Annotated in this window: 16 protein-coding genes and 3 tRNA genes; 11 read left to right on the top strand and 8 right to left on the bottom strand. The window is 42.0% G+C overall.

The features are described from left to right. Positions 1-814: 814 nt before the first annotated feature. Positions 815-3,187: a serine/threonine-protein kinase gene (locus WA1_RS29395; RefSeq protein WP_066613057.1), complete on the top strand. Its 2,373-nt coding sequence runs from the start codon at positions 815-817 to the stop codon at positions 3,185-3,187. Between the two features lie 87 nt (positions 3,188-3,274). Here WA1_RS29395 and WA1_RS29390 read toward each other — a convergent pair whose 3' ends face one another. After that, entirely contained in the window at positions 3,275-4,768 is a 1,494-nt protein-coding gene (locus WA1_RS29390; RefSeq protein ID WP_272819253.1) for a FecR family protein, read from the bottom strand. Between the two features lie 346 nt (positions 4,769-5,114). Here WA1_RS29390 and WA1_RS29385 point away from each other — a divergent pair, with 346 nt between their 5' ends. Further along, on the top strand, positions 5,115-6,560 hold the full coding sequence (locus WA1_RS29385) for a porin family protein (RefSeq protein ID WP_017750116.1): 1,446 nt from the start codon (positions 5,115-5,117) through the stop codon (positions 6,558-6,560). A 283-nt stretch (positions 6,561-6,843) separates the two neighbouring features. Here the strand turns inward: WA1_RS29385 and WA1_RS29380 are convergent, their stop codons facing one another. Continuing rightward, complete coding sequence (locus tag WA1_RS29380; RefSeq protein WP_017750114.1) at positions 6,844-7,671, bottom strand: sulfurtransferase; 828 nt, start codon at positions 7,669-7,671, stop codon at positions 6,844-6,846. A gap of 88 nt (positions 7,672-7,759) precedes the next feature. Between WA1_RS29380 and WA1_RS29375 the strand changes: the two genes are divergently transcribed. From WA1_RS29375 to glmU, 4 genes are all read left to right on the top strand, one after another. Further along, a complete protein-coding gene (locus tag WA1_RS29375) occupies positions 7,760-8,686 on the top strand; it encodes a tRNA (5-methylaminomethyl-2-thiouridine)(34)-methyltransferase MnmD (RefSeq protein ID WP_017750113.1) in 927 nt (308 codons plus the stop codon). A 709-nt stretch (positions 8,687-9,395) separates the two neighbouring features. Then, complete coding sequence (locus tag WA1_RS29370) at positions 9,396-10,871, top strand: IS5 family transposase (protein ID WP_026135401.1); 1,476 nt, start codon at positions 9,396-9,398, stop codon at positions 10,869-10,871. A 100-nt stretch (positions 10,872-10,971) separates the two neighbouring features. Continuing rightward, positions 10,972-12,102: a response regulator gene (locus WA1_RS29365; RefSeq protein WP_081402961.1), complete on the top strand. Its 1,131-nt coding sequence runs from the start codon at positions 10,972-10,974 to the stop codon at positions 12,100-12,102. A gap of 69 nt (positions 12,103-12,171) precedes the next feature. Further along, positions 12,172-13,539, top strand: coding sequence for a bifunctional UDP-N-acetylglucosamine diphosphorylase/glucosamine-1-phosphate N-acetyltransferase GlmU (glmU, locus tag WA1_RS29360; RefSeq protein WP_017747017.1), 1,368 nt, complete (start codon positions 12,172-12,174; stop codon positions 13,537-13,539). Positions 13,540-13,613: 74 nt separating this feature from the next. On the opposite strand, the gene WA1_RS29355 is transcribed toward glmU, so the two are convergent. From WA1_RS29355 to WA1_RS29350, 3 genes are all read right to left on the bottom strand, one after another. Continuing rightward, positions 13,614-14,567: an isoaspartyl peptidase/L-asparaginase gene (locus WA1_RS29355; RefSeq protein WP_017747018.1), complete on the bottom strand. Its 954-nt coding sequence runs from the start codon at positions 14,565-14,567 to the stop codon at positions 13,614-13,616. 12 nt (positions 14,568-14,579) lie between these two features. Then, the gene (locus WA1_RS53425; RefSeq protein WP_081402960.1) at positions 14,580-14,741 is read right to left on the bottom strand and encodes a DUF2256 domain-containing protein; all 162 of its coding nucleotides are present in this window, start codon (positions 14,739-14,741) and stop codon (positions 14,580-14,582) included. Positions 14,742-15,001: 260 nt separating this feature from the next. Next, positions 15,002-17,845, bottom strand: a complete 2,844-nt coding sequence (locus tag WA1_RS29350; RefSeq protein ID WP_017747019.1) for a GAF domain-containing sensor histidine kinase — start codon at positions 17,843-17,845, stop codon at positions 15,002-15,004. 101 nt (positions 17,846-17,946) lie between these two features. Here WA1_RS29350 and WA1_RS29345 point away from each other — a divergent pair, with 101 nt between their 5' ends. Further along, the gene (locus WA1_RS29345) at positions 17,947-19,074 is read left to right on the top strand and encodes a quinone-dependent dihydroorotate dehydrogenase (RefSeq protein WP_017747020.1); all 1,128 of its coding nucleotides are present in this window, start codon (positions 17,947-17,949) and stop codon (positions 19,072-19,074) included. A gap of 49 nt (positions 19,075-19,123) precedes the next feature. Here the strand turns inward: WA1_RS29345 and WA1_RS29340 are convergent, their stop codons facing one another. Together WA1_RS29340 and WA1_RS57375 are read right to left on the bottom strand one after the other, a co-directional pair. Next, positions 19,124-19,858, bottom strand: a complete 735-nt coding sequence (locus tag WA1_RS29340; RefSeq protein ID WP_017747021.1) for a hypothetical protein — start codon at positions 19,856-19,858, stop codon at positions 19,124-19,126. A 5-nt stretch (positions 19,859-19,863) separates the two neighbouring features. Then, on the bottom strand, positions 19,864-20,091 hold the full coding sequence (locus tag WA1_RS57375) for a hypothetical protein (protein WP_017747022.1): 228 nt from the start codon (positions 20,089-20,091) through the stop codon (positions 19,864-19,866). A 165-nt stretch (positions 20,092-20,256) separates the two neighbouring features. On the opposite strand from WA1_RS57375, the gene WA1_RS55550 reads away from it, so the two are divergent. The 4 genes from WA1_RS55550 (at position 20,257) to WA1_RS29330 (ending at position 22,442) form a co-directional block, all read left to right on the top strand. Further along, a tRNA-OTHER gene (locus tag WA1_RS55550) sits at positions 20,257-20,386 on the top strand. 58 nt (positions 20,387-20,444) lie between these two features. Beyond that, positions 20,445-20,585 (top strand) — tRNA-OTHER (locus WA1_RS55545). 95 nt (positions 20,586-20,680) lie between these two features. Continuing rightward, a tRNA-OTHER gene (locus tag WA1_RS55540) sits at positions 20,681-20,804 on the top strand. Between the two features lie 36 nt (positions 20,805-20,840). Further along, a complete protein-coding gene (locus WA1_RS29330) occupies positions 20,841-22,442 on the top strand; it encodes a TROVE domain-containing protein (protein WP_017747023.1) in 1,602 nt (533 codons plus the stop codon). A gap of 446 nt (positions 22,443-22,888) precedes the next feature. On the opposite strand, the gene WA1_RS29325 is transcribed toward WA1_RS29330, so the two are convergent. Further along, complete coding sequence (locus WA1_RS29325; RefSeq protein WP_017747024.1) at positions 22,889-23,734, bottom strand: peptidoglycan-binding domain-containing protein; 846 nt, start codon at positions 23,732-23,734, stop codon at positions 22,889-22,891. Between the last annotated feature and the right edge of the window lie 12 nt (positions 23,735-23,746).

Below are 23,746 nucleotides of genomic sequence, written 5' to 3'. Positions count from 1 at the left end.
ATTATAGCAATTATAAAATGGTCATCTTGCTAATATCTATAAAATATATTGTCATATATAGCTTTTATTTAACCTCTCGCATATCAGAAAATTTGCTGAACATTGAAGTAGGTATGCCCCTTAGTGGTCCTGGTACTAACCTTTTTACACAAGTACACTTAGGAGAACCCGCAATCTAAAATCTACCAAGAAAAGAGATGGCATAGCAGCATTATTTGCTATATACCTGTTAAGTTTACTCCTAAAGAGGTATGAAATAGACTGGAGTCGTGAGGTATCAACAAGACAGGATTGATAGCTTTTGTCATAGAAGTTAAAATATAGGAGAGCGCTTGCTACTCTACCTTGAAAAAGGGAGTGGGGAGTAGGGAGTAGGGAGTAGGGAGTAGGGAGTGGCGAAGGGGAGACTTGAGTTTTTTAGCAACAAGTAAGCGATCGCGGTTCTGCTAGGGGGTTAGGCAGTCGCGATGAAATTTTTTCATCGCCAATTATGAAAATCCCTCTTCCCCACTCCCTACTCACCACTCCCCACTCCCTTTTTCAAAACAAAGATCGAGTTGCTTGTTTCCCATGTCTAAACTAATCTGGATTTATGAGAATACCCTCCAATCGCATCTACTGGGTCTAATTATATAGCGCTCCCCAAATAAACACTTGTAGAGATTTTTCTTATTTACAGCGAAGTATGATTCCGTATAAAGTAGCTTAGTAGTCACTGCTGGCTGTTCTGAATTTGAAGACAGTAGTCGTTGGGGGTTATACGGTGCAGAAACTAAGAGCTTGATGTTATACGTAAATTAATCAGCATTGGAGTATGGCAGAAGAACCTCAATCCACAAATAAACAATATGTCTCTGCTGCCAATAGACCTTTATCGCGCCTAAGAGAAGCAACTTCGACCCTGGCAGTACATCGCTCGAAACTGTTGGCTCGCTTAGGACACGTGCTGGCTGGCACTTCAGTTATAAGCGCGGCGTTGCTTTCAGCTTTTGATACTAATTTGACTCTATTCACGGAAAACCAAGCACAAAGCCTGTTTTATTTAATACGGGGACCGATAGTTCCTCCAAAAAACATCGTGATTTTGGCCATTGATGAACAGTCTATATCTATCGGCGAACAGTATTATAAAACAAATCCCCAAGAATTCTCTTACTTGGAACCACTTAGGTCTTTTCCTTTTAAACGTGCCGCATACGCCCAGGTTATTGCAAAATTAGTACAAGCTGGCGCACGTTCTGTTGCAGTAGATGTCGTTTTTGATACGCCAAGTCCTTATGGGGTAGATGATGACAAGACTTTGCAACAAGTATTGCAAATCTATGGCAGCAAGGTCACTTTAGCCGGACTCTACGAAAATTTTGCGACACATCAAGGCGCGTTTACGCAACTGACGCAACCCCAACAGATGTTTCAAGTGGGGTCTGTGGGAGTTGGTTCGGTTAATTTTCCTATAGAAATAAATGGTAAGGTTCACAAATTGGCTAGCGAGTTTTCTCAGTCGTTAGGGAATGGTGATACTTTAACCGAGAAAGTTCTTTCCTTTGATGAAGCTGTTCTTAGAGCAGCCCAAGTAAATTATCCTCCACCAAAGGGCGATCGCATACATTTTTACGGACCACAGGAAACATTTGAGCAAATCCCTTTTTGGTACGTACTAGACCCAAAAAACTGGAACAGTTATTTACAGCAAGGAAAGTTTTTTGAAGACAAAATTGTCCTGATTGGCGCAACAGCCCAGTTGGCAAATGACTATCATTCTGCGGCGGCGGCTAGAGATTTGTTGCAACCAGAAAAAATGGCGGGGGGAGAAATTCACGCAAATGCGATCGCAACTCTTATGGAAAATAAAGCGATCGTACAAGCAATCCCCAGCCCTGAAGGACGCGGTTTATTTGTGCTTTGTTTATTAGGTGGATCTGCTGCAATTATTTCTTGGAAGCAAAGGGGCGCAACTAGATTTTTGTCTAGTATTGGTCTTGCCATAATCTGGGGAGGAATTGGTTACGCAAGCTTTGTGTCTGGGCTATTCATTTTGCCCACAGCTATACCCGTCATGGGAATTATAAGTGTTGGATTTTGCTATTTGGGAACCGAATTTGCCAGGGAAATTGCCAGAAGAAGCCAATTGCTCGATATTTTCCGGAAATATTCCTCGCACCGTGTCGTTCAAGAAATTATCAGCCAGCAAGAGGACTTAAAAGACTTACTCCAGGAAAGAGAAATGGCAATCTCAGGAAAAATCCTGGATGGTCGCTACAAAATTGTCAAAGTTTTAGGTGCAGGTGGATTTAGCGAAACCTATATTGCCGAAGATATTAAACTTCCTGGGAATCCTCAATGTGTTGTGAAGCAACTAAAACCAGCAAACAGTAAACCAGAACAGTTGACAATTGCCAGACGTTTATTTACCTCAGAAGCCCAAACACTTCAAAAATTGGGCGATCACGAGCAAATACCGAAGTTGCTAGCATACTTTGAAGAGGAAGAAGAATTTTATTTGATTCAAGAATATATAGTAGGTCATGCTCTCAGTCAGGAATTAGCAAGTGGCAGACCTCTTCATGAAATAGCTGTTGTTCATATTTTACAGGACTTATTGCAAACATTAACCTTTGTCCATAAAAATAACGTCATTCATCGAGATATTAAACCCAGCAATATTATCCGGCGAAATTCAGATGGTAAACTAGTCTTGATTGACTTTGGAGCCGTCAAAGAAATGACCACACAATTGCTTGACGGTTCAGAGCATACAGCCTTTACCATCGGCATTGGTACTAAAGGCTATGCACCAAGCGAGCAGTGTTACGGGCGTCCCCAATATAGCAGTGATATTTATGCAGTTGGCATGATTGGCATTAAAGCCCTAACTGGTATGGCTCCTCACGATCTCGACAGAGATGCAAATGGAGAAGTAAACTGGGTTGACAAGGCACAAGTCAACGTTTCACTAGCAAATTTTCTTAGCAAAATGGTGCGTGAAGATTTTCAACAACGTTACCAATCAGCATCAGAGGCACTTAAGGCGTTAGAAGAGGTAGAAATAGCTGAGAGAACGCCAACCTGGTTACCCGAAGAATTACCAACAGATACCCTTTATCTAGAAGATTCAGATACCCCCACTACACCTTGGTCAGGAATATCTGACGAAAGTTCACAATCAACTGTAAAGATTAGGGATTAGGGCATAGGGCATGGGGCATAGTAACAAATAATTGATTGCCCTACCCAAATTAAAATTATCGGTAGGGACTGCGCTCAACATTTCTGTTCAAGTGCTTGGCTTTAACGAAGTTTGCTCTGGTTTCGAAATTGGCAATGATGGGGGTGGTTGTATTGCCGATGGACTTGGCGGCTCTATCACTGGTGGTGCTACAGGTGCTGGTGGCAGTTCTATCACTGGTGTTGCTACAGGTGCTGGTGCGGGCGCTACAGGTGCTGGTGCCGTTGACACTGGTGGTGCTACAGGTGTCGGTGCGGGCGCTACAGGTGTCGGTGCGGGCGCTACAGGTGCTGGTGCGGGCGCTACAGGTGCTGGTGCTGGTGTCGTTGACACTGGTGGAGGTGGTTGTGATGGCGTAGCAGGTTGTGGCTGAGACGAACTAGGTGTAGTTGGGTTAGTTGATGGTGGAGTCGAAGGAGTAGCTGGAATACTTGAAGGTGTTGAAGGTGTTGTTGTTGGTGTTGTTACAGGTGGGTTTATTACAGGTGGGTTTATTACAGGTGGGTTTATTACAGGTGGGTTTATTACAGGTGGGTTTGTTACAGGTGGGTTTGTTACGGGTGGGTTTATTACGGGTGGGTTTATTACAGGTGGGTTTGTTACGGGTGGGTTTATTACAGGTGGGTTTGTTACGGGTGGGTTTGTTACGGGTGGGTTTGTACCAGTATCTTTCCCGTCTCCACTATCAGATCGCTCATCATTATTAGATACAACTTGCCCTGTTTCGATGAACGTACCAACAGGAGCATCCTCTCTACTAGCATTATTTAGAGGATCTTGAGAAGCAGTGCTTGACCTTAAGAAAGAAGGATTTTCTACAACCCCTTGACCGATGATAGGTTGCTGTGACGCAAGAGCCGCTGCAGTTTCTGCTTGAACGCTAGCGATCGCTGGATCTGTACTGGGTACACCAGTTCTCAGGGGCAAATCCAGTCCCCGAACCAAACCGCTCGTATCATAAAAAGTTCTTAAATCAAAATCATACAAACCTTGAAATTTACCTTTGACAACAACCATCAATTGCCCAGCCTGAAGTTCTTTTCGTTGAGAAGCATTCTTATTCAGGACTTCAATGCCGCTAGTTGTCAATGCACCAACAATTGTGGTTTCAGTGCTTGGATCGTAACGCACAAATAATGCTGAACCGCGAATTGCTGCTGCGGCATTTGGAGTGTTTACACGTGTATGACCTTTTCCAGGTGGAATCAGCAACAGTACGGTTCCGTTTTTCAGGCTAAAATTACGTGTTCTCGGTAAGAAGCGAAATACGGCTTGTTCCCCTATCCGAGCCAAAGAACCGTCGTTGAAGCGCAAGTCTGCTAAAGAAGATCTTCCTGTAGACAACCCATCACCGGGCGTCATGGCATCCGAGCGACGTGCTTGACGCTTTGGTCGATTCTGGGGAATGAGTTGTACTAAGTTGCGGAGTTCTTGAATGACAGCCTGAGTTAGAGGAGTGGCAGCACTTGCCCGATTTGGCAAAGGCAGTACCACAACTTCCATGAGACTAATCACCAATAGTATATAAAACTTGCGTAACATCTTTATGGAACCTCGGATATTTATACTGAATCAAACCAATAAGGATGAATTTTAATGTAAGGTTTTCAACCTGCGATCTGTTATAGCATTTTTCCGTAAATTTCCTTAAATCCAATGAACTATTTAGATTTTATGAAATACGTGTAAATACCATTATGATGGAAAATGTTAAGTTTTTTTAAGAACAAAGCAAATCTTAAACAATACGTTGTACGATTCATAGCTTCTGATGAAACAATAGGTAATCGTTATCACACACTGTTACTGAAAGTTTTAAAGGAGAAGTGACATCTCCAAGGAACTTTAAGTGCATATTTAGGTCTAATTTTGCCAAAAAAGATTTCGCATGCAACCCAATGGCTGGAAAAACTTGTTCTTTCTGATTCTACTAGCCAGTAGTACAACCTGGTGTTGTTTCAACAAAGTAGATGCGGCATTGGCTGCAAATTCTCGTTCCCAAGATGAGAATCACAAGCTAGTATTAAAGATATCATCTTTAGAGATTATACGCGTAACTGATTTAAAGTACGACACCAGTGAGAAACCCATATCACAGGAACAATTACAAAGTTTTCATAAAGAAATTGAAAAAAAACTGCCGCCTCCAGAATTTCTACTTTCAACAGTAGGAGATGCTGAAGTTTGCGTTCTTCATTGCAGTGAGGTTCTAAGTTCAAACACACAAGCACAAGCAGATACAACCCAACCACCAGAATCTCCAGCACCTCCACAACCACCACAAGTACCTGCACCAGAGACAAGACCTCAAGAACCGCCATCTCCTGAAATCAATATACAAGTCGCTCCTCCTCAACTTGAAGGACAACCGAGCAATTTTACCGATCCGTCCAGTTCACCGCAAATAGAGCAACGCCTGCAATCACCTGAAATAGAACGTACACAACGATTGGAAAGGCTACAGCAACGACTGCAAAAAAATCAAGAATCTGAAGGAGATCATGGAGAATTGGGTAGACTGTTGGTTCGAGAAAAGCCATTAGAACAATTACCACTTCCAAGCCAAACCCAACCCACGCGTATAATTCAACCAAAACCAGTAGGTTTCCTCTTTGGTCGAGTTGGCTACTTTCAAACCAGTAATATTTTTTCCTCAGAAGTCGATCCAAAACAAGATGGCTTAATCTATACAGGATTGTCGCTAGCTTCTGCACCTTTGCGCCTTGGTCCTAAAACTTATTTAAATGCATCAATTGATGGAAATATAATTCGTTATCTAGATCAATCTCAATACAATTACAACCAAATAAGATTCAACACTAGTGTTTACCAACAACTATCACCACGAATGTATGGAGAACTTGGTTGGAGCAATCAACAGTTTTTCTATGCTAGAAACGGCAGTTTTTATAAAGCTGGAGACCGTTTCCTTAACGAAAATTCTGTCCAATTGTCTTTTGGACGGCGAGACCCCCTAACGCCCAAATTAATGCTGGATACTTTTTATGAATTGCGAGCCAGTTTTACTCACCCTCCCAGCAATCAAGATAACCGCGATCGCATCTCCAATACCGTATGGGTGTCGTTAAACTACTACTGGCAAAAATCACTTCAAGTAGGTTTGAATTACCAATTTAGTTTATCAGACTTTACCCGTCGCGAAAGACACGACCAATATCATCGAATATACGGTCATTTAACTTATGGAGTATCTACTTATACAAATTTGAGCTTACAAGGTGGGATGAATTTAGGTGGTTCTACAGAAACAAACATCGATTTTGATGGCTGGTTCTTCACAGTTAATTACAATTTGGAACTGGGGAGATTTTAGATTTTGGATTTTAGATTTTGGATTGGCGATTGAGGGTTAGGGATTCAATACTGCTCGGTTAAGAGAAAACGAGAACCCCGGTATCTTTAAGATACTGGGGTTCTGGCACCTCAACTATCCTTAACCGACAAGTAATTGGTTAGGGATTAGAGACTAGAGACAAAAAAGTAGATCTTTCTTCCTTGTCTATCCCCTCTCCCTTGTTTTCTCAGCCCAATCCCCAATCCCCAATCCCCAATCCCCAATCCAAAATCCAAAATCCAAAATCCAAAATCCAAAATCCCTAATAACTAATCCAATCACTCCAACTACCAGCATAAAGTTTACCTGTATGAATACCTGCTAATTCCAGCGATAGTAAGTTGACACAAGCAGTTACCCCAGAACCACAATAAACAAAAATTTCCTTGGCATTTTCAAGATTAGACCATCGATGACTTTGCTCTACACTTGGCAGCAAATACCCCGCAGAGTCAGTCACTTCTTGCCAAGGATAATTGACTGCACCAGGAATATGTCCGGCAATTTTATCAATCGGTTCTCTAATACCCAGGTAACGCTCCTTTTCTCGCGAATCAATCAACACAACTTCTTGTAAATCTTTTCGCTCTTTCACTGTAGCGATATCTACTACCATGTCTGTTTGGATCTTAGGTATAAAAGTAATATCCGTCGCTACTTTGTGTTCTGGCACAACATCCGTTACGGGATAACCAACGTTTTGCCATGCAGCAAAACCCCCATCCAGTACTGCTACTTTCTCATGTCCAAAGTAGCGTAGCAGCCACCACAAACGGGATGCGAAAGCATAACGAGAATTATCATAGGCAACAACAAGAGTTTCTGGAGAATTTACTCCAATTTTTGACAACTTTTGAGCTAATTCATGAGGTTCTGGTAGAGGATGCCTGCCTCCATGTTTTCCAACAGGACTAGAAAGATCTAAATTTAAGTCTAAGTAGTAAGACCCTTGTATATGACACTTTTTGTACTGTTGCTGTCCCAGTTGTGGATCTGCGAGAGAAAAGCGACAATCCACTATAACAACTTGTGGATCTTCAAGATGTTCTAACAGCCATTCACAAGAAATAACGAAATGTTTGTTGGGCATAAAAGTTTATTTGCTAAGAGCTAATGGTTAATCGCTAATTACTATCTGTAGTATTAGCAATTAGCCATTAGCCATTTACAAAATGCATATGAAAGAAAATTTTACACCAGAGTCAACCGCAGATGGTTCATTCACCTTCTTTTCACAAGAATTTGGCGAATTGTTCCACAGTCACTACGGCGCTCGTCAAGAGAGTTTTCTCAAATTCTCGCTTCCCACTCAACTTACTTTTGCTGCAAATAAATCAAAATTGCGGCTTTTGGATGTTTGTTACGGTTTGGGATACAACACAGCAGCAGCTTTACAAACCATTTGGGAAGTCAACCCCAAGTGTCATGTGGAAGTTATTGGCTTAGAACTAAATGCTGCTGTACCACAAGCTGCGATCGCTCATCATTTATATGACAATTGGGGATATGAGTATACTCAAATTTTGGCTCAGTTAGCTTGCGAGCATCAAGTTGTCCAAGATTGCCTGACAGCAAATCTCTTAGTTGGCGATGCGAGAAGCACAATTCAGCTTGTGAACAAATCCGGTTTTAAAGCTGATGCTATTTTTCTCGATCCATTTTCTCCCCCTCAATGTCCGCAGTTGTGGACTGTTGAATTTATTCAGCAACTTTCCCTTTGCTTGGATTTGAACGGCTTACTTGCAACCTACTCTTGCGCGGCTGCTGTACGTACCGCACTCGAAGCCGGTGGACTACAAATCGGTTCCACACCACCCGTTGGCAGGCGTACACCCGGTACTGTTGCAGCCCATATAAGAGGAGGGGGAGATGGGGAGAGAGGGGGAGAGGGAGAAGGCATTCAACAATTTCCCTTCTCCGAGTCCTACGAACTCTCTCAAGCGGAAAAAGAACACTTGTTAACCCGTGCAGCAATTCCCTATCGAGATCCACAACTGAACGATTCCGCTGATGTCATTTTGAGACGACGGCAACAAGAGCAACAAGTCTCTTCTCTAGAACCTACGTCCCATTGGCGAAAAAGATGGCTATCGAAAAGTCTATAGAAAATGGTGTAAAATTTCTTACTATAGGGGTATTGACTTTAGTTATGGAATCAAATTTCTGTAACTTTCAATACTAAATGGTCTGTTAATATGCCTTTGAAAGTAAAAAAACTGACATGGTTTTTATAGTTATTGTAAATTTGGTGACAAAAATGGGTAAATACTTACTTTGAAGTCAAATCTTTAAAATACCGATACTCAATTTTAATATAGATTGGAGCTTCAGCAACATTCTTCTTTTAATATCATGCTAAGAAATCTCCGTAAAAAACCCGATTTAACTCAACCAAGAATTGCTCATACTGGAGATATAGGAAAGAAAGAACATAGCATCATTTCTAATATCTTAAAAAAGATTGAAAGATTTATGCTATTTATAAAAAAAACGTGTTTTGCTAGCATATAAATGCTGATCAAAAGTAAAATTGTTTTTAATAGCCGTCACTGTTAACTATTTTGAAATTGGAGTACCCTTGTGGTTCAATGGAAATCCAAGTTTACAGGCTCTACCCAAGGAATTGTTAGTGAGTCGAACTTGTCAAATCAAGTCAATAATACTATAGTTAGGGCTTGCTGAAAAAGAAAAAAAGGAGACAGTCTCTAAATTCTCAGACTATAGAAGTATATTCAGGTGCAAGAGAGGAGGGTAGAATAGCCAAAAATGCTTGCATCACTGCGAGCGGCAGCATCAAGTATGCTGTTAGTAACCATGTACCGAAAACAGGGACAAACTTCAATCCCAACTGAAAACTTTGAACTCCCGTTCGAGGGCAAGTTATCAGAAGATAATCGTTGGGTAATGATGGCTGCTTTCATTCCTTGGACAGAATTTGAAGAAGAATATTCTTCATTTTTCTCAGTAGAGATGGGAGCACCTGCCAAATCTTTTCGGATGGCATTAGGGGCATTAATAATCAAAGAAAAGTTGGGGATAAGCGATAGAGAAACAGTAGAGCAAATTAAAGAAAATCCTTATCTACAGTACTTTATAGGAATGTCATATTATAGTAATGAAGCTCCATTTGATGCATCAATGTTGGTACATTTTCGGGAAAGAATTAGTGTGGAGCTTGTTAACAAAGTGAATCAAGAAATGGTGAAGAAGATGCTAGAAGCAACATCTTCTAAACTATCTGAAAAAAAAACAGAATCACCAGAAGAAGAAGGTGAGACACCCAAAAATCGGGGAAAATTAATAATAGATGCAACTTGTGCTCCGGGTGATATCAGCTATCCGACAGATTTAGAGCTACTCAATCAAGCAAGAAAACAGACAGAGAAAATTATAGACTTACTTTACGAACAGACTTTGGGTCAATTAGAGAAAAAACCAAGAACCTATAGAGAGAGGGCTAGAAAGGATTATCTAGCAGTCGCTAAAAAACGTCGCGTTTCCCAAAAAGACAGGAGAAAAGCAATTAGAAAACAACTTCAATATATCAAAAGAAACTTATCTCATATTGAACAGCTAATTATTTCAGGAGCCTCTCTGGAAGATTTAAGTCACAGACAATATAAGATGTTGCTTGTAGTTGCAGAAGTCTACCGTCAACAACTCTGGTTGTATGAAAATAAAAAACAGAGTATTGACGACCGCATTGTCAGTTTAACCCAACCACATATCCGTCCAATTGTCCGAGGGAAAGCTGGTAAATCGGTAGAATTTGGGGCAAAATTGTCTGCTAGTTGCTTTGAAGGATATATATTTTTAGACCATATAAGTTGGGATAATTTTAATGAATCAGGAGACTTAAAAGCTCAAGTAGAAGCCTTTAAAAATTACACAGGGTACTATCCAGAATCTGTTCATGTTGATAAAATTTATCGCACAAGAGAGAACCGAGCTTGGTGTAAAGAAAGAGGTATTATAATGAGCGGACCTCCTTTAGGAAGACCCCCAGCTAATGTTAGTAAAGAAAAAAAGAAACAAGATTTAGAATCTGAGAGAATTCGTAATTGTATTGAGGGAAAATTTGGACAGGGGAAAAGAAGATTTAGCCTCAATCGCGTGATGACGAAACTTGCTCATACTTCTGAAACTGCAATTGCTATTACTTTTTTAGTGATGAATCTTTCTACTCAGCTCTCGCGGCTATTTTATGCTTTTTTATGTCTATTTTTTAAAACTACACCTTTTTCCCCATTTACTATTATTGAAAATAATCAGTCCTTAAATCATAGATAGCATCTGCTTATATTAGACCCTTGTTGAGTAACTAATCAATTCTTATCTTGCTGTTTTCTGACTTTTTCAGCAAGCCCTAGTTACAAATCATACATCGTCTTTGCAAAACAAGGATGATGCGCGAAGTTCACCTATAAAAGAAATCGGGCTTGAAGAGCCGGAAACTCCTGCTTCTTGGGTAAGCCCTCGTGTGAATTCTATATTTGATTTACTAGTATCTAGAACGGTACAAGCCGCATATTGGACAGTGAATGGCACAGATTCGGATGCACCTAAAGTTTTAGTCGTTGATGACCATGCTGCTAGTCGGATGACAGCTGTTGCTCTGTTAGCAATGGAAGGCTACGAAGTCATAGAAGCAGATAGCGGTTATACTGCCATAGAACTGGTACCGCAAAAACAACCAGACCTGATTCTATTAGATGTGATGATGCCAGGAATGGATGGGTTTGAAGTTTGCCAGTTGCTCAAACAGGAAGAAGCAACCAGGCTGATACCAGTGATTTTTATTACAGCTTTAAACGATAGGCGATCGCGTATTCGGGGAATTGAGGTAGGTGCAGACGATTTTCTAACCAAACCATTCGATCGCGTAGAACTAGCAGCCCGTGTCAAATCTCTCGTACAACAAAAGCGGTTAAATGAAGATTTAGACCACGCCGAACAAGTCCTGTTTTCTATTGCCAGAGCCATTGAGAGTCGCGATCCCAACACCGGAGATCACTGCGAACGGTTAATGAGATTGGGTGAAGCTTTTGGTGAGTACCTGAGTTTAACACGCAATCAAATTCGAGATTTGATGTGGGGTGGCTATCTTCATGATATCGGCAAGGTGGGTATTCCTGATTCTGTACTGCTGAAACAGGGAAAACTGACTCCTGAAGAATGGACGATCATGAAGCAGCACGTTTTAATTGGCGAAAAGATTTGCCAGCCACTACGCAGTATGCGGGGTGTGGTTCCCCTCATCCGACACCACCACGAACGGTGGGACGGTTCAGGCTATCCGGATGGGCTGGTGGGCGAGCAAATTCCTCGCATAGCACAGGTCTTTCAAATAATTGATATTTTTGATGCTTTAACGAGCGAAAGATCCTACAAAAAAGCGTTTACCGCAAAAGAAGCCCTCAAAGTGATGGCAGAGGAAACAAAAAAGGGTTGGCGAAACCCCGAACTTATGAAGCAGTTTGAGGATTTTGTCATGATTTCTTGCAAGAATTGCTTGTCTTAAGTGAGTAAGCTGGTATTAAGTGAGTCTAAACTCGAATAAGCAAGCCAGTCAAAGCAATTCACATTCATTATGGTAGTTGTAGCAATTTTGGCAGCAGGACGTGGAACACGCATGAAATCCAACCTGCCTAAAGTTTTACATTCCCTCGGTGGGCGATCGCTCATCGAACAAGTTATTGAGAGTGTAAAACCGCTTTCGCCGACTCGGCAGATGGTTATAGTAGGGTATCAAGCGGAAGAAATCAAGGCAGCCCTACAGCCAATTCCAAGTTTGGAGTTTGTAGAACAGACAGAACAGCTTGGGACAGGTCATGCAGTTCAGCAGTTACTGCCCTATTTAGAAGGTTACACCGGAGATTTACTAGTACTGTACGGTGATGTCCCATTGCTGCGTACAGAAACCCTGGAAAATTTGTTGGAAACTCACACTAAAAACCAAAACGCTGCCACCATACTGACAGCAAAGGTAGATAATCCTAAGGGCTATGGACGCGTTTTTTGTAATAGTGAAAATATAGTTCAACAAATTATTGAAGATAGGGATTGCACTCCCGATCAAAAGCAGAATCAACGTATTAATGCTGGCATTTACTGCTTTCGATGGCAGGATTTAGCTAACATTTTGCCTCACTTACAGGCAAACAATTCTCAGAAAGAGTACTATCTTACTGATGCGGTTAGCCAAATTGAGCCAGTAATGGCAGTGGATTTAGAGGATTATCGGGAAATTCTCGGCATTAACGATCGCCTGCAACTTGCCACAGCATCTGAGATTTTGCAAAGGCGAATCAAAGAAAAATGGATGTTAGCTGGTGTCACGCTCATAGATCCCGCAAGTATTACAATTGACGACACCGTAGAATTACAGCCAGATGTAATTATTGAACCTCAAACTCACCTAAGAGGGAGTACGGTTATTCACACAGGAAGTCGCATTGGACCGGGAAGTTTGATTGAAAATAGCCAAATCGGTGAAAACGTCACTATTCAATATTCTGTAGTAACAAATAGTATCATACATTCAGGAACCACAGTCGGGCCCTATGCTCATTTACGCGGTAATGTTGTCGTGGGTGCTAAGTGCCGAATCGGAAATTTTGTAGAACTAAAAAATACCACCCTAGGCGACCATTCCAATGCAGCCCACCTATCATACTTAGGTGATACTACTGCAGGAACCCGAGTCAATATTGGTGCGGGAACAATTACCGCCAATTATGACGGAGTGAAAAAACACCCAACCACAATTGGCGATCGCACAAAAACCGGAGCAAATAGCGTTTTAGTTGCTCCTTTATCAATAGGAAATGACGTTTACATAGCAGCCGGCTCTGCTGTTACAAAAGATGTCCCTGATGATTGTCTGGTAATTGCCCGTGCTCGCCAGGTAGAGAAACCGGGTTGGCGTTTGCAAAGTCACAAGGATGGAGAAGGTTGACTAACTCCCTGGGCTAAAGCCACAGGGATTCTGAGCGCGATGAATAAAGTAAAAAATACCTTCATAATTTATCCTTAAAACACGCCTACTTTTGTACCACCGGGTATTTCCAAAGTATCGCCAATCTCCTCGCCGTTATGAAATGCAGCCAAAAGAGTTGGGCAGGTTTTGCCCCACCCTATTGCCCCACTCGCATCAATGGCGATCGCTCCAAAATCTCGGTGGTTTTCGCTTGCTTCTGTAAAGGAGCGCTGCATTGCTTCAGAAAGCGGCATTCCATCAGTAACGCGTACTACAATCCGTGGTGCCAAACACTCATCCATGATATCCTCTCCGATACCAGTACAACTAACAGCAGCAAATTTTGTAGCGTAATTGCCTGCAGGCATTGCAGAATCGCTGACCCGACCAATGCGCTCAAATCCTTTTCCACCCGTAGAGGTACCTACTGCTAGCTTACCTTGAGTATCTAAAGCTACTACACCAATGGTACCGCGTCGAGCACTGCTAGTTTCTAGCAATTCTTCTTCAGCAATGACCCCAGCCATTGCTCTTTTAAAATTATCTTGACGTTCCTGGATCCATTCTTGTAACCGCAATTCAGTTAAGCCGTTATAGCTCGGAACTTGTAATTCTCGTGCTAATTCAGCAGCACCATAATCAGACAATACGCGATCGGGAGAACTTTGGAGAGCAAGCGCCAAATCGATAGGATTTTTCACCCGCGATACATTAATCACGCCACTAAAACTTTGGCAAGCACCATCCATGAGAGAAGCACTCATACGGATTTGACCGTCTGATTGCAATACAGAACCAGTTCCGGCATTAAAGCGGGGTTCATCCTCCAACAGTTGACAGCCCTTAACTACCGCTTCTTTAGCACTTTCTCCAGATAGGAGAAGAGCGTAAACTTCCTCCACTATTTTATGGAGCGATCGGCGGACTGCGTCTAATCCTCCTTTACCCTTCAGAGAAGCTCCCGCCCCTCCATGAATAATTAATTTAGGTTGCACCTGTATATCCATCTCTTTATGTATTTACTCCGTACCTTGTGCTTCAGAACGACGACGACGGCATCTTTCCGAGCAGTATTTGACTTCATCCCAGCAATCAGCCCATTTCTTGCGCCAGGTGAAAGGGCGTTGACATACCGGACACATTTTTGTAGGCAAGTCCGATTTAGAACGAGCACGTCCCATATCAATACGGTGCTGATTTGAGTTTGAATTTTGAGATTTGGATGTACATTATAACCGCATTTGTTACAACGGTATGGTAATTTGGGTAACTGATTGTGGCGTTTGTTTTACCATAACCAAAGGAAAAAATGTTCTAACTTAAGTTGTATTATTTTAAGCTTATCATTAAGCAAATATGCGTATAGTTTAGGCTCAAAAAAGTCTTAAAAAGCACAAATTAGAAATTTATTACCCGGTTGATAATTTGTCCGGGTGACTACTTAACTAGCTAAAGGCAATAACAATCGGCTCACAACCCGACCATCTGGTAACTGATAAAAATGCAGTTCGCCTCCCATGAGTTGCATGAGATTTTGACAGATTAACAAGTGTAAACCTGGTGGTTGACTGAGACTGGAGGGAGATAGCACTTTCTTGGGTGCATCTTGATGTAATTCTTCTAAAAGTTTAGCTTCAATAGTACCATTATCTGTCACTGATATCTCTAGCAACTCCTCGTCCATGCGGCGACACCAAATGTCAATTCTTCCGCCACCTACCGAACGACGACAAGCGTTCATTAACAATTCATATAGAACTAATTCAATTTTTACTATGTCGCCAACGATCGTCATGGCTTGGGTTTTAGACCCGTCAGAAGAGTTATATAAAGTAGAATAAGTTTTTTCTGTGCTGTCAATCGGTTGCCCTAAACCATGCACGCCTACCCACAGCTTTTGTTGTTTGAGCAAGATTTCTACTCGTTCGAGCGATCGCTTGAGTAAACTAGCTATTGGTAAAGTTTCTTTGCTAACACAGACTTGCCACTGCTCGAGTTTGAGCATGGTTGTCATCGCGCCTGTCACTGTCTCCATCTGACGCAATAACTGTAGATGGCGAGTGTGAATCAGTTCGTTAGTAGGAGTACACAAATCATACATTTGGCTAAGTAAAAGTACGATAGTTCTTTGCATTTCCTCCAAACGACGGTGCTTGTACCAATTCAGTTGTTGGAGATTGTTAGTTGTGGATTGGAGAATTTGCGTGATATGCAAATGCCAACGCGACCAAGCAAACTGACAAATCAAAGATTCTAAGGCAGTGAGGCTTTGTTCTGACCACTGACGTTCTGCATGGTCTGCTATTAACACAACACCTGTGGGTTGGTAGTCTGCACTGGTGCGTAAAGCCATCACTAAAACCTGACCAATACCGGAACCGTTGAGCCACTTTCTGGTTTGTTCGGGTAAATCGTCTACTTTGATAGCTAATAAACCATCTGTAGCAAATGCCCAATAGATAATAGGTTCGGCCTGAATTGGAATCGCTACATCAGTATTAATTGCAAATTGACTGTTAGCAATAACTCCTGGTATCACTTCTGCAACGTCTTGTTCGGCTGTCCAAGAAAGCAGTAATGCTAAAGGACAGCCAAGAACAGACGCTATTTGTTCCAATGCAGCCCGTTCAAACTGATAAGCAGGTTGAGGGATAGAACTCTGAGTTCGTTCCAAAATCCGGAAGCATTGCTGAAAGCTACGCAATATTTTTTCTTGCTGTTCGGTCACTTGATGCAGTCGCCATTGACGAACAATAACACCAATTTGCTGGCTCACTGCTTGCAGTAGTTCCTTCTCTTGAGATGTCCAATAGCGAGGAGTTTCAGTGGTAACGAGTAAAAGAGATTCTGGCGCACGACCTTGAGTGCAGTTACTAATGAGAAAAGAATTGACTCCATTTTCTACTAACTCAGACCGCCAATTATAAAATTTTAAATCGAACTCAGCATCTTCAATTCCCACTGCCTCTGATGAATGGTGCAATAACTGCCAATCCAATTCTTTGAGAGCATCAAGGGCGGATATCAAATTTCTCCGATTTCGGGGTTGACTTTGGTATAAAATTTTGTATTGATTTCGATCTGCATCTAAATCGAGTAATAAAAAACGTTCTGCCCCCAACCGTTCCAAGACTTTTGCCGCACAAACACGTAAAGCTTCTAGAGTATCAGAATCTTTACAGATAGCTTTAGCAACTTGACTGGTGAGTTGAGCATCATTTTGAACTTGTTTGATGGTGGTTTCCATACTTTCGGTAGGTGCTACAAGCGAAAGCAACCCAGCTGCACCGGTAACGAAATTTTTTTCCACATCCGACCAAATTCGAGCTTCTCTGGCTTCAACTGCCATAAAACCCAGCAAGTCTTTTTGCCAAATAATCGGAGCTGCCAAAAGCGATCGCACGTTCAAGCGTTGCAGCAGTTTGACTGTAAAAGCACTTTTTAAAGAACTGCGTCCCTCCCCAATGAAGACAATTTGATGGACTGACAGTGCATAATAAAAGTCGTTAAGTTCTTGCACTGTAATTCCACTTGACTGCTGTTCGGCTGGCGTCTTGCTATGACGATCGCTCAACCGCAGCCAAAAATACCGTTTTTCCCGATCGAACCAGTAAATTTTTGTCCGGGTAGGTGAAACGAATTCATGAGTGGCTTGCACCACAGCTTCCAGTTTTTGCTCCAAGTTACCCAGAGTTCTGAAACTTTCCAACAGCCGCAATAATGGCTCGTCCAAGCGCTTGGTTTGCTTTTGCTGCAAATCAATTTCGCTTTGATAAAGTGCTGCCCCCAGTTCCCCCAAAACCATCATCAGCCGAGCTTTTGCTTCACCACCAAGCATATAACCCCAGCGTTCCGAACCCATCAACACAACACCCAAACAGCGATCTTTGTATCGAATTGGTAATATAATCGTTCCCTGTATGTTAAATTTTTCTGCAAATCCCTGCCATTGTTCGGCTCGATTTTCAGCTTTTAAGTCAGCTACACCTATGGGGCGTTGCTCAATGACAACTTGCTCTAACAAATCTCCCGGACTCAGTACAACTCGCTGTCTCAAGTAACTACTATCCGCGACAGGCGAAAAACCTCCTTTGCCAAATAAGATGTGGTTCAGGCGATCGTAAAGAGCAATCCACACCAACCTATAGTCAAACTGCTCTTTCAGGTACGAGATAGTGGTTTGGATTAAAACCTCAACATCGTTCTCTTCCCTGAGGCTTTGGAGGACGCGCCCCAAGGAAAATATATGTTGGTCGGCTGCTGTTGGTTTTTGAGGGGGCAACATCTGAATTATCGGTTAACTTAGATTGTTACTATATAAGATGCCCATAAAAGCACATGGATCGAGCGAATTTCGCTTTGAGATTGTGAAGTTTTGAATTTAAGATGGATATTTACAAAAATGCAATTCGTCCCCTTTTGTTCACTCTGGCAAAAACAGATCCAGAGTGGCTGCACCAGCAAACCATCCGCAGCTTGAGCTGGTTGGGACAGAATCGAGTTCGTCCTCCCGCAAACTGGATGAACGAACTTTTGATGCAAGCATTCTGTCTTGAGGATAAACGCCTAGAGCAAAATCTATTTGGACTGACGTTTCCCAATCCCCTTGGTTTGGCTGCAGGTTTTGATAAGGATGGAGTCGCAGTCCCCATCTGGTCTAGCTTGGGTTTTGGCTTTGCAGAAATGGGAACCGTTACTTTTCACCAACAGCCTGGAAATACCCCTCCCCGGTTGTTCCGTTTGCCTTTAGATAAAGCCGCTCTCAACCGCATGGGATTTAATAATAGCGGTGCGGAGGCAATGGCAATACGGTTAGCAGAAGTTAAGCAAGATTTAAGGTCAATACCTATAGGTCTGAACTTGGGGAAATCTAAGATAACCACCATTAAAGATGCTGCTCTTGATTATCGCAATAGTTTTCACTTACTTAAGGATTACGGGGATTACTTTGTTGTCAATGTTTCTTCCCCAAATACACCCGGATTGCGATCGCTCCAAGATGCTTCCATGCTAAGTTCTATTTTGGCAGCATTACAACAGGAAAATTCCCTAAAAAAGCCTCTCTTTGTCAAGATAGCTCCCGACCTAGAATGGCAGGCAATATCTGACATTATTTCCTTGGCAAAAACCTATCAACTTGCTGGAATTATTGCGACAAACACCACTATTAGTAGGGATGGATTGCGAACTCAGGTAATTTCCAAAACTGGCAAATCACCTCAAGATGAAGCAGGTGGTATCAGTGGTGCTCCATTAAGAGAACGTTCCACCGAAGTTATTCGTTTTATTTGGCAGCAAACTTCAGGTCAAATTCCAATTATTGGTGTTGGAGGCATTTTCACGGCTGAAGACGCCTGGGAAAAAATCTCTGCAGGTGCTAGCCTTCTGCAAGTTTATACAGGCTGGATTTATGAGGGTCCAGCTATGGTAAGACGCATCCTTCAAGGTTTGTTATCCAAGCTAGAACAAAATGGTTTGAATTCTATCTCAGAAGCTATTGGTTTTCAAAAGTAAAAAAGGCAAAAGTTAAAAGAAATTTCTTTTGACTTTTGACTTTTAACTTTTAACTTTTTTCTTCTCGTTCTAATGGAAAAAACTCTTTAGTTTTTCGAGAATATTTCCAAGCAATGCCATCTGGATCTTTGCTACGACTCCACTCTGGAAAATCTGGATCGTCTCTCCTTTTGTAGACGGTGCTGGAATAAACATTGAGCCGCTTGGCAAGTTCAGATTGAATCAGAGAACCAAAAAACAACTGTTTTTCCAGTGATTTTTTTGGAGTCTCTTGAGGTGGCTGAGGTGGTAACTCAGCCTCTGGTTCTTCCAAAAGTGGCTTGGGTGGAGGTGGAGCAAAAATTGGTAGAGGTTGGTAGGCAACACGTTCAGCAGGCAGTTCTTTTGGTGGTTCGCTATCGTCAAGAATGCTACCTAGAGTACTAGCAGTGATGAAGTAATAAACTTTACTTCCATCTTCAGAGTCAATAGCACGAGCACCAAATTCTGCTGCTTTCGATTCTAAGTAACGTCTTGCCGTTTCCCCAGAAAAATTGCCCTTCATTGCCAAGTCTACAGGTGTAACCCTGCCTTGATTTTCCTTAAGCAACTGATGGAACATTGGATTAACTTGCTGGCTCCACTGTTGCCATTTGTAAAATTGCCAAACATTAAGCGTCAAGACGAGAAGGATTACCCCTAGCCAGATTCGCCAGGTGGCAACTAGGAAAATAATTAAAAACGAGATAGGCAAAAGTAGAACTAGAAAACCCTTGCCGTAGCTTTCTATTGTTTTTTCACTCATGCCGATTACTGCCAAGTATCTTTGTTGGGAAATAATGATATTATCTTGGCAAAAAACATGGCAATAGTTTGTAACAATTGTCTATTTGCCAGAAAATTTTCCCGGCAAAAATTTGGCAAATGGGGAGCAGTGACCAGTAACCAGTAACCAGTAACCAGTAACCAGTGACCAGTGACCAGTAACCAGTGACCAGTGACCCGTCTCAATCTCGTTCCCAAGCAGAGTCTGGGCATGTCTTAAGGGACTCCTCCATTTCTCGATAAAAAGTAGGGTGGGCACCGCCCACCAACATCGAACGGTGGGCATTGCCCACCCTACTACAGCAGCAATAAAATTTTTCACCCAGCCACTTGACACTCAGTAATACATATACTACATTAAGTATTACAAGCTGATATGTGGCAGGTAGCTCAAGTGGTAGAGCGCCAACATAGCCTGAAAAGGACGAAGAATTTAGGGTTATCGCTGCTAACGATCCCCCCCTTAATTCACCGGAGATGCGGGTTCAAATCCCGCCCCGCTACACCAATTAATTTTAGATTTTGGATTTTAGATTTTGGATTGAATTTAAAACCAAAAATTTCACGTGGGAGTAGCCAAGTCTGGTAAGGCATTGGATGGGCAAATTGCCCATAGTCCTTGGTTCACAAACTTGCCTGTAAAGGCTGAAGAATTGAGGTTATCGTGGTTCCATCATCCGCAGGTTCAAATCCTGCCTCCCACGCCAATTCATTTTAGATTGTAGATTTTAGATTTTGGATTGAATTTCAAATCCAAAATCTAAAATCCAAAATCCAAAATCCAAAATCCAAAATTTCCATGTGGCGGGTAGTTCAGATGGTAGAACACCTAAACATCCTTATTCATCCCTTGCCTGAAAAGGACGAAGAATTAGGGTTATCGCTTTCCACGCGGGATGTCGCAGGTTCAAATCCTGCTCCGCCACCTTCTTTTTTGTCCGTAAGGGCTGGGAGATAATACAATGAATTACAAATTTTTTACTCAGAAAAAGACAGCCACACCACAAACTCAGCCCATTCCCGGACGGGAAACAGAGATGATCCAAGGACGTTCGGGCGGGTTCATGTTCGATGCGGGTATTTGGAAGATGCTGCGGCGCTGTTTGCTGATTGGTACTGCCAAAAGCACTTACTATGCTGGCAAACACGAACTGACAGAAGATTTTGTTGAGGTTGTCAGACAGGCGATCGCAGAAAATCCAGGACGAGTTGCAGAAGAAATACTTTATGCTAGTGACGGACGCGCCATCAACAACAGTGCGCCTATTCTTGCTTTGGTGTTGCTATCCATGGGTGAAGCACCAGAAGCAAAGAAAGCATTTTGCGAAATCTTCCCACAAGTTGTCCGCACGGGAAGTCACTTTTATGAATGGTTGAACTACACCAAGTCCATGCGAGGATTTGGTAAAGTTGTGCGAGAAGCTGGTAAGAATTGGTTCGCAAAAGAAGACGTTAAAGGTTTGGCTTACCAATTGCTGAAGTACCAGCAACGTCATGGCTTTTCCAACCGAGATGCTTTGCGGTTATTTCACGTCAAACCACTTACAGAAGACCATCAAAAATTGTTTGAGTGGGTTGTGAAAGGTTGGGAAGTTCTACCAGAGGAAATCCCTTCTACAGCATTAGCCCAAATTTGGTGGTATGAGTGGCTGAAGCGGAATCCAGAAAAGACCAATGAAGCCATACTACAAGGACACTTAACCCATGAAATGGCTGCACCTGTGGGCAAGATGGAGCAAAGTGCTTGGCAATTGCTATTCAATGAAATGCCAATTGGTGCATTGCTGCGTAATTTAGGTTCACTCACCGAAATAGGTGTGTTAGCACGAAATGAACGTGCCAACTTGCAACGAGTGGAAGCAGTGCTGAATAACAAAGAACATCTGCGGAAAGGTCGTATACATCCAATTGATGTTTTGAAAGCCCTCAAGACTTATCAATCTGGGGGTACATTGGGACGCAGCAAAAAGACTTGGAACCCAGTTGATGAAATTGTGGAAATTCTAGAAAAGTCCTTGGCGCTGTCTTTTGATGTCGTGCAACCTACAGGCAAAGTGTTCATGCATGCCGTAGATGTCTCCGGTTCAATGGGTTTCCCAATTGTTGATATGGGACTTACGTGTTGTGAAGTAGCTGCAACAATGGCACTGGTGACAGCAAAAGCAGAGAAGAACTACATGATTCGTGGTTTTGCGACCGATTTCCGCGATTTAGGTATTAATGCCAATGATAGCTTCAAGTCAGCAGTCCGCAAAGCTAGCAACCAAAACTTTGGTGGAACAGATGCATCTGTTGCTTATGACTGGATGATTAAGAACAAGTTCAAAGCCGATGTTGTTTGCTTTTGGACTGACAGCGAGTCATGGGCTGGTTACAAACACCCAAGTCAAGCTTTAGCTGAGTACCGTCAAAAGGTCAACCCCAATACCAAAGCAGTGTATATCACTCTTACACCTTACCGGATTACATTAGTAGATCCTCAAGATCCATTGTCTTGGGATTTGGGTGGCTTTGACCCTGGAATACCTCGCATCATTCAAATGCTAGCTACAGGTGAACTGTAGATCAAGGATATGCAAGACACCATATCCTTGGGAGCATTCCTATTTTGTCAAAATACCTAACGAATAGAATTCATGGCTATACAAACGAAGCCTGCCTCCACAGGCTATGATTAGTCCGCATATGCGGACGAGCGTTTGTGTAGCCCCAGAATTCTATTCTCAGGGCAATTTATTTCTTGGCGGGTTATCCTGATTCACAACTTGCCTTTCAAGGACGAAGAATTTAGGATTATCGGATGACATCTCCACCACTTTGGGGATTAGCGGGTTCAAACCCCGCACCCGCCCTTTACCAAACTTAAGAAAAAACTTGTGTAGATACAGTATTTCCTAATCTGCTAAAAGGTACAAACTTATCTGTGTCCATCAGCTACAGGGTGCGGTTAATTATTTCTTACCGTATCTCACACAAGCGATAATTGCTACAAAATCGTAACTTTTCACACTTAGTTCACCAGTTGCTCAATGAAGTTAAGAATAGGCTTCCAAAAGATGCCAGTTAACATATAGGGAGCATATTCAAAAAGTGGTAATGTTTGCTCGCTAGCTTGCTTAAATGGAATACAATCCAGTAGAAAAGGCACAATATAAGTCAGCGCATACCCAGTAACTAACGCCTTATTGAATTGAGGATCTGGACCAGCTATCGGACTGTTATAGATACCTAGTATGATGAAAGCAAGCATTAACAATTGTTTCCAAAAAGACAACATTTGCAATGGCAAAAAACAAAACACTTTAGGAGTACGAACATCCTTTTTTTGTCGCATTCCTAATAAGACAGCCCAAGTAGCAGCCCCAACTATACCATCATCTTTCAGTCCGTAATTTCTTTGAAAATATTTAACTGCTTTTTCCGTTTGCCGATCAAAAACACCATAAGGTTCTTTTTTAAAAAATCCTTCTTTATGCAAAATACTTTGCAATTCTTTCACAGACTCTTGTAATTTGGGTGTCAAAATTTTCATACCACGATAAATCATGGGATAACAAAGACAAGCCCAAGTTAGTGCTCCAACGATTCCATCAACGTGTAGATTATTTTTTATTTGAAATTCCTTAACTGCTCCCTCAGTTTCTAAATCAAATTTTCCACTGATATTTACAAGGAATCCTTGAGCATATAATATTGTTTGCAATTCATTAATGGCGTCCTGTAGAGATTTGGCTGTAAAGTCTTGGTGAAGTATAGGACGCTTTGTGAATAGATAAACTTGTTTTGTGCCAGGAAAACATACTTTTGATTTCTCTGATCTAAAAAAAGAAACTACGGTTCGGGTCGGGATTTTCATCAAATTTCTCCT

Origin of the sequence: Scytonema hofmannii PCC 7110, assembly GCF_000346485.2 — a bacterium.
Classification (GTDB): domain Bacteria; phylum Cyanobacteriota; class Cyanobacteriia; order Cyanobacteriales; family Nostocaceae; genus Scytonema; species Scytonema hofmannii.
Note: the sequence above shows the minus strand (reverse complement) of the source record. Positions and strands in the feature narration are given on the sequence as shown.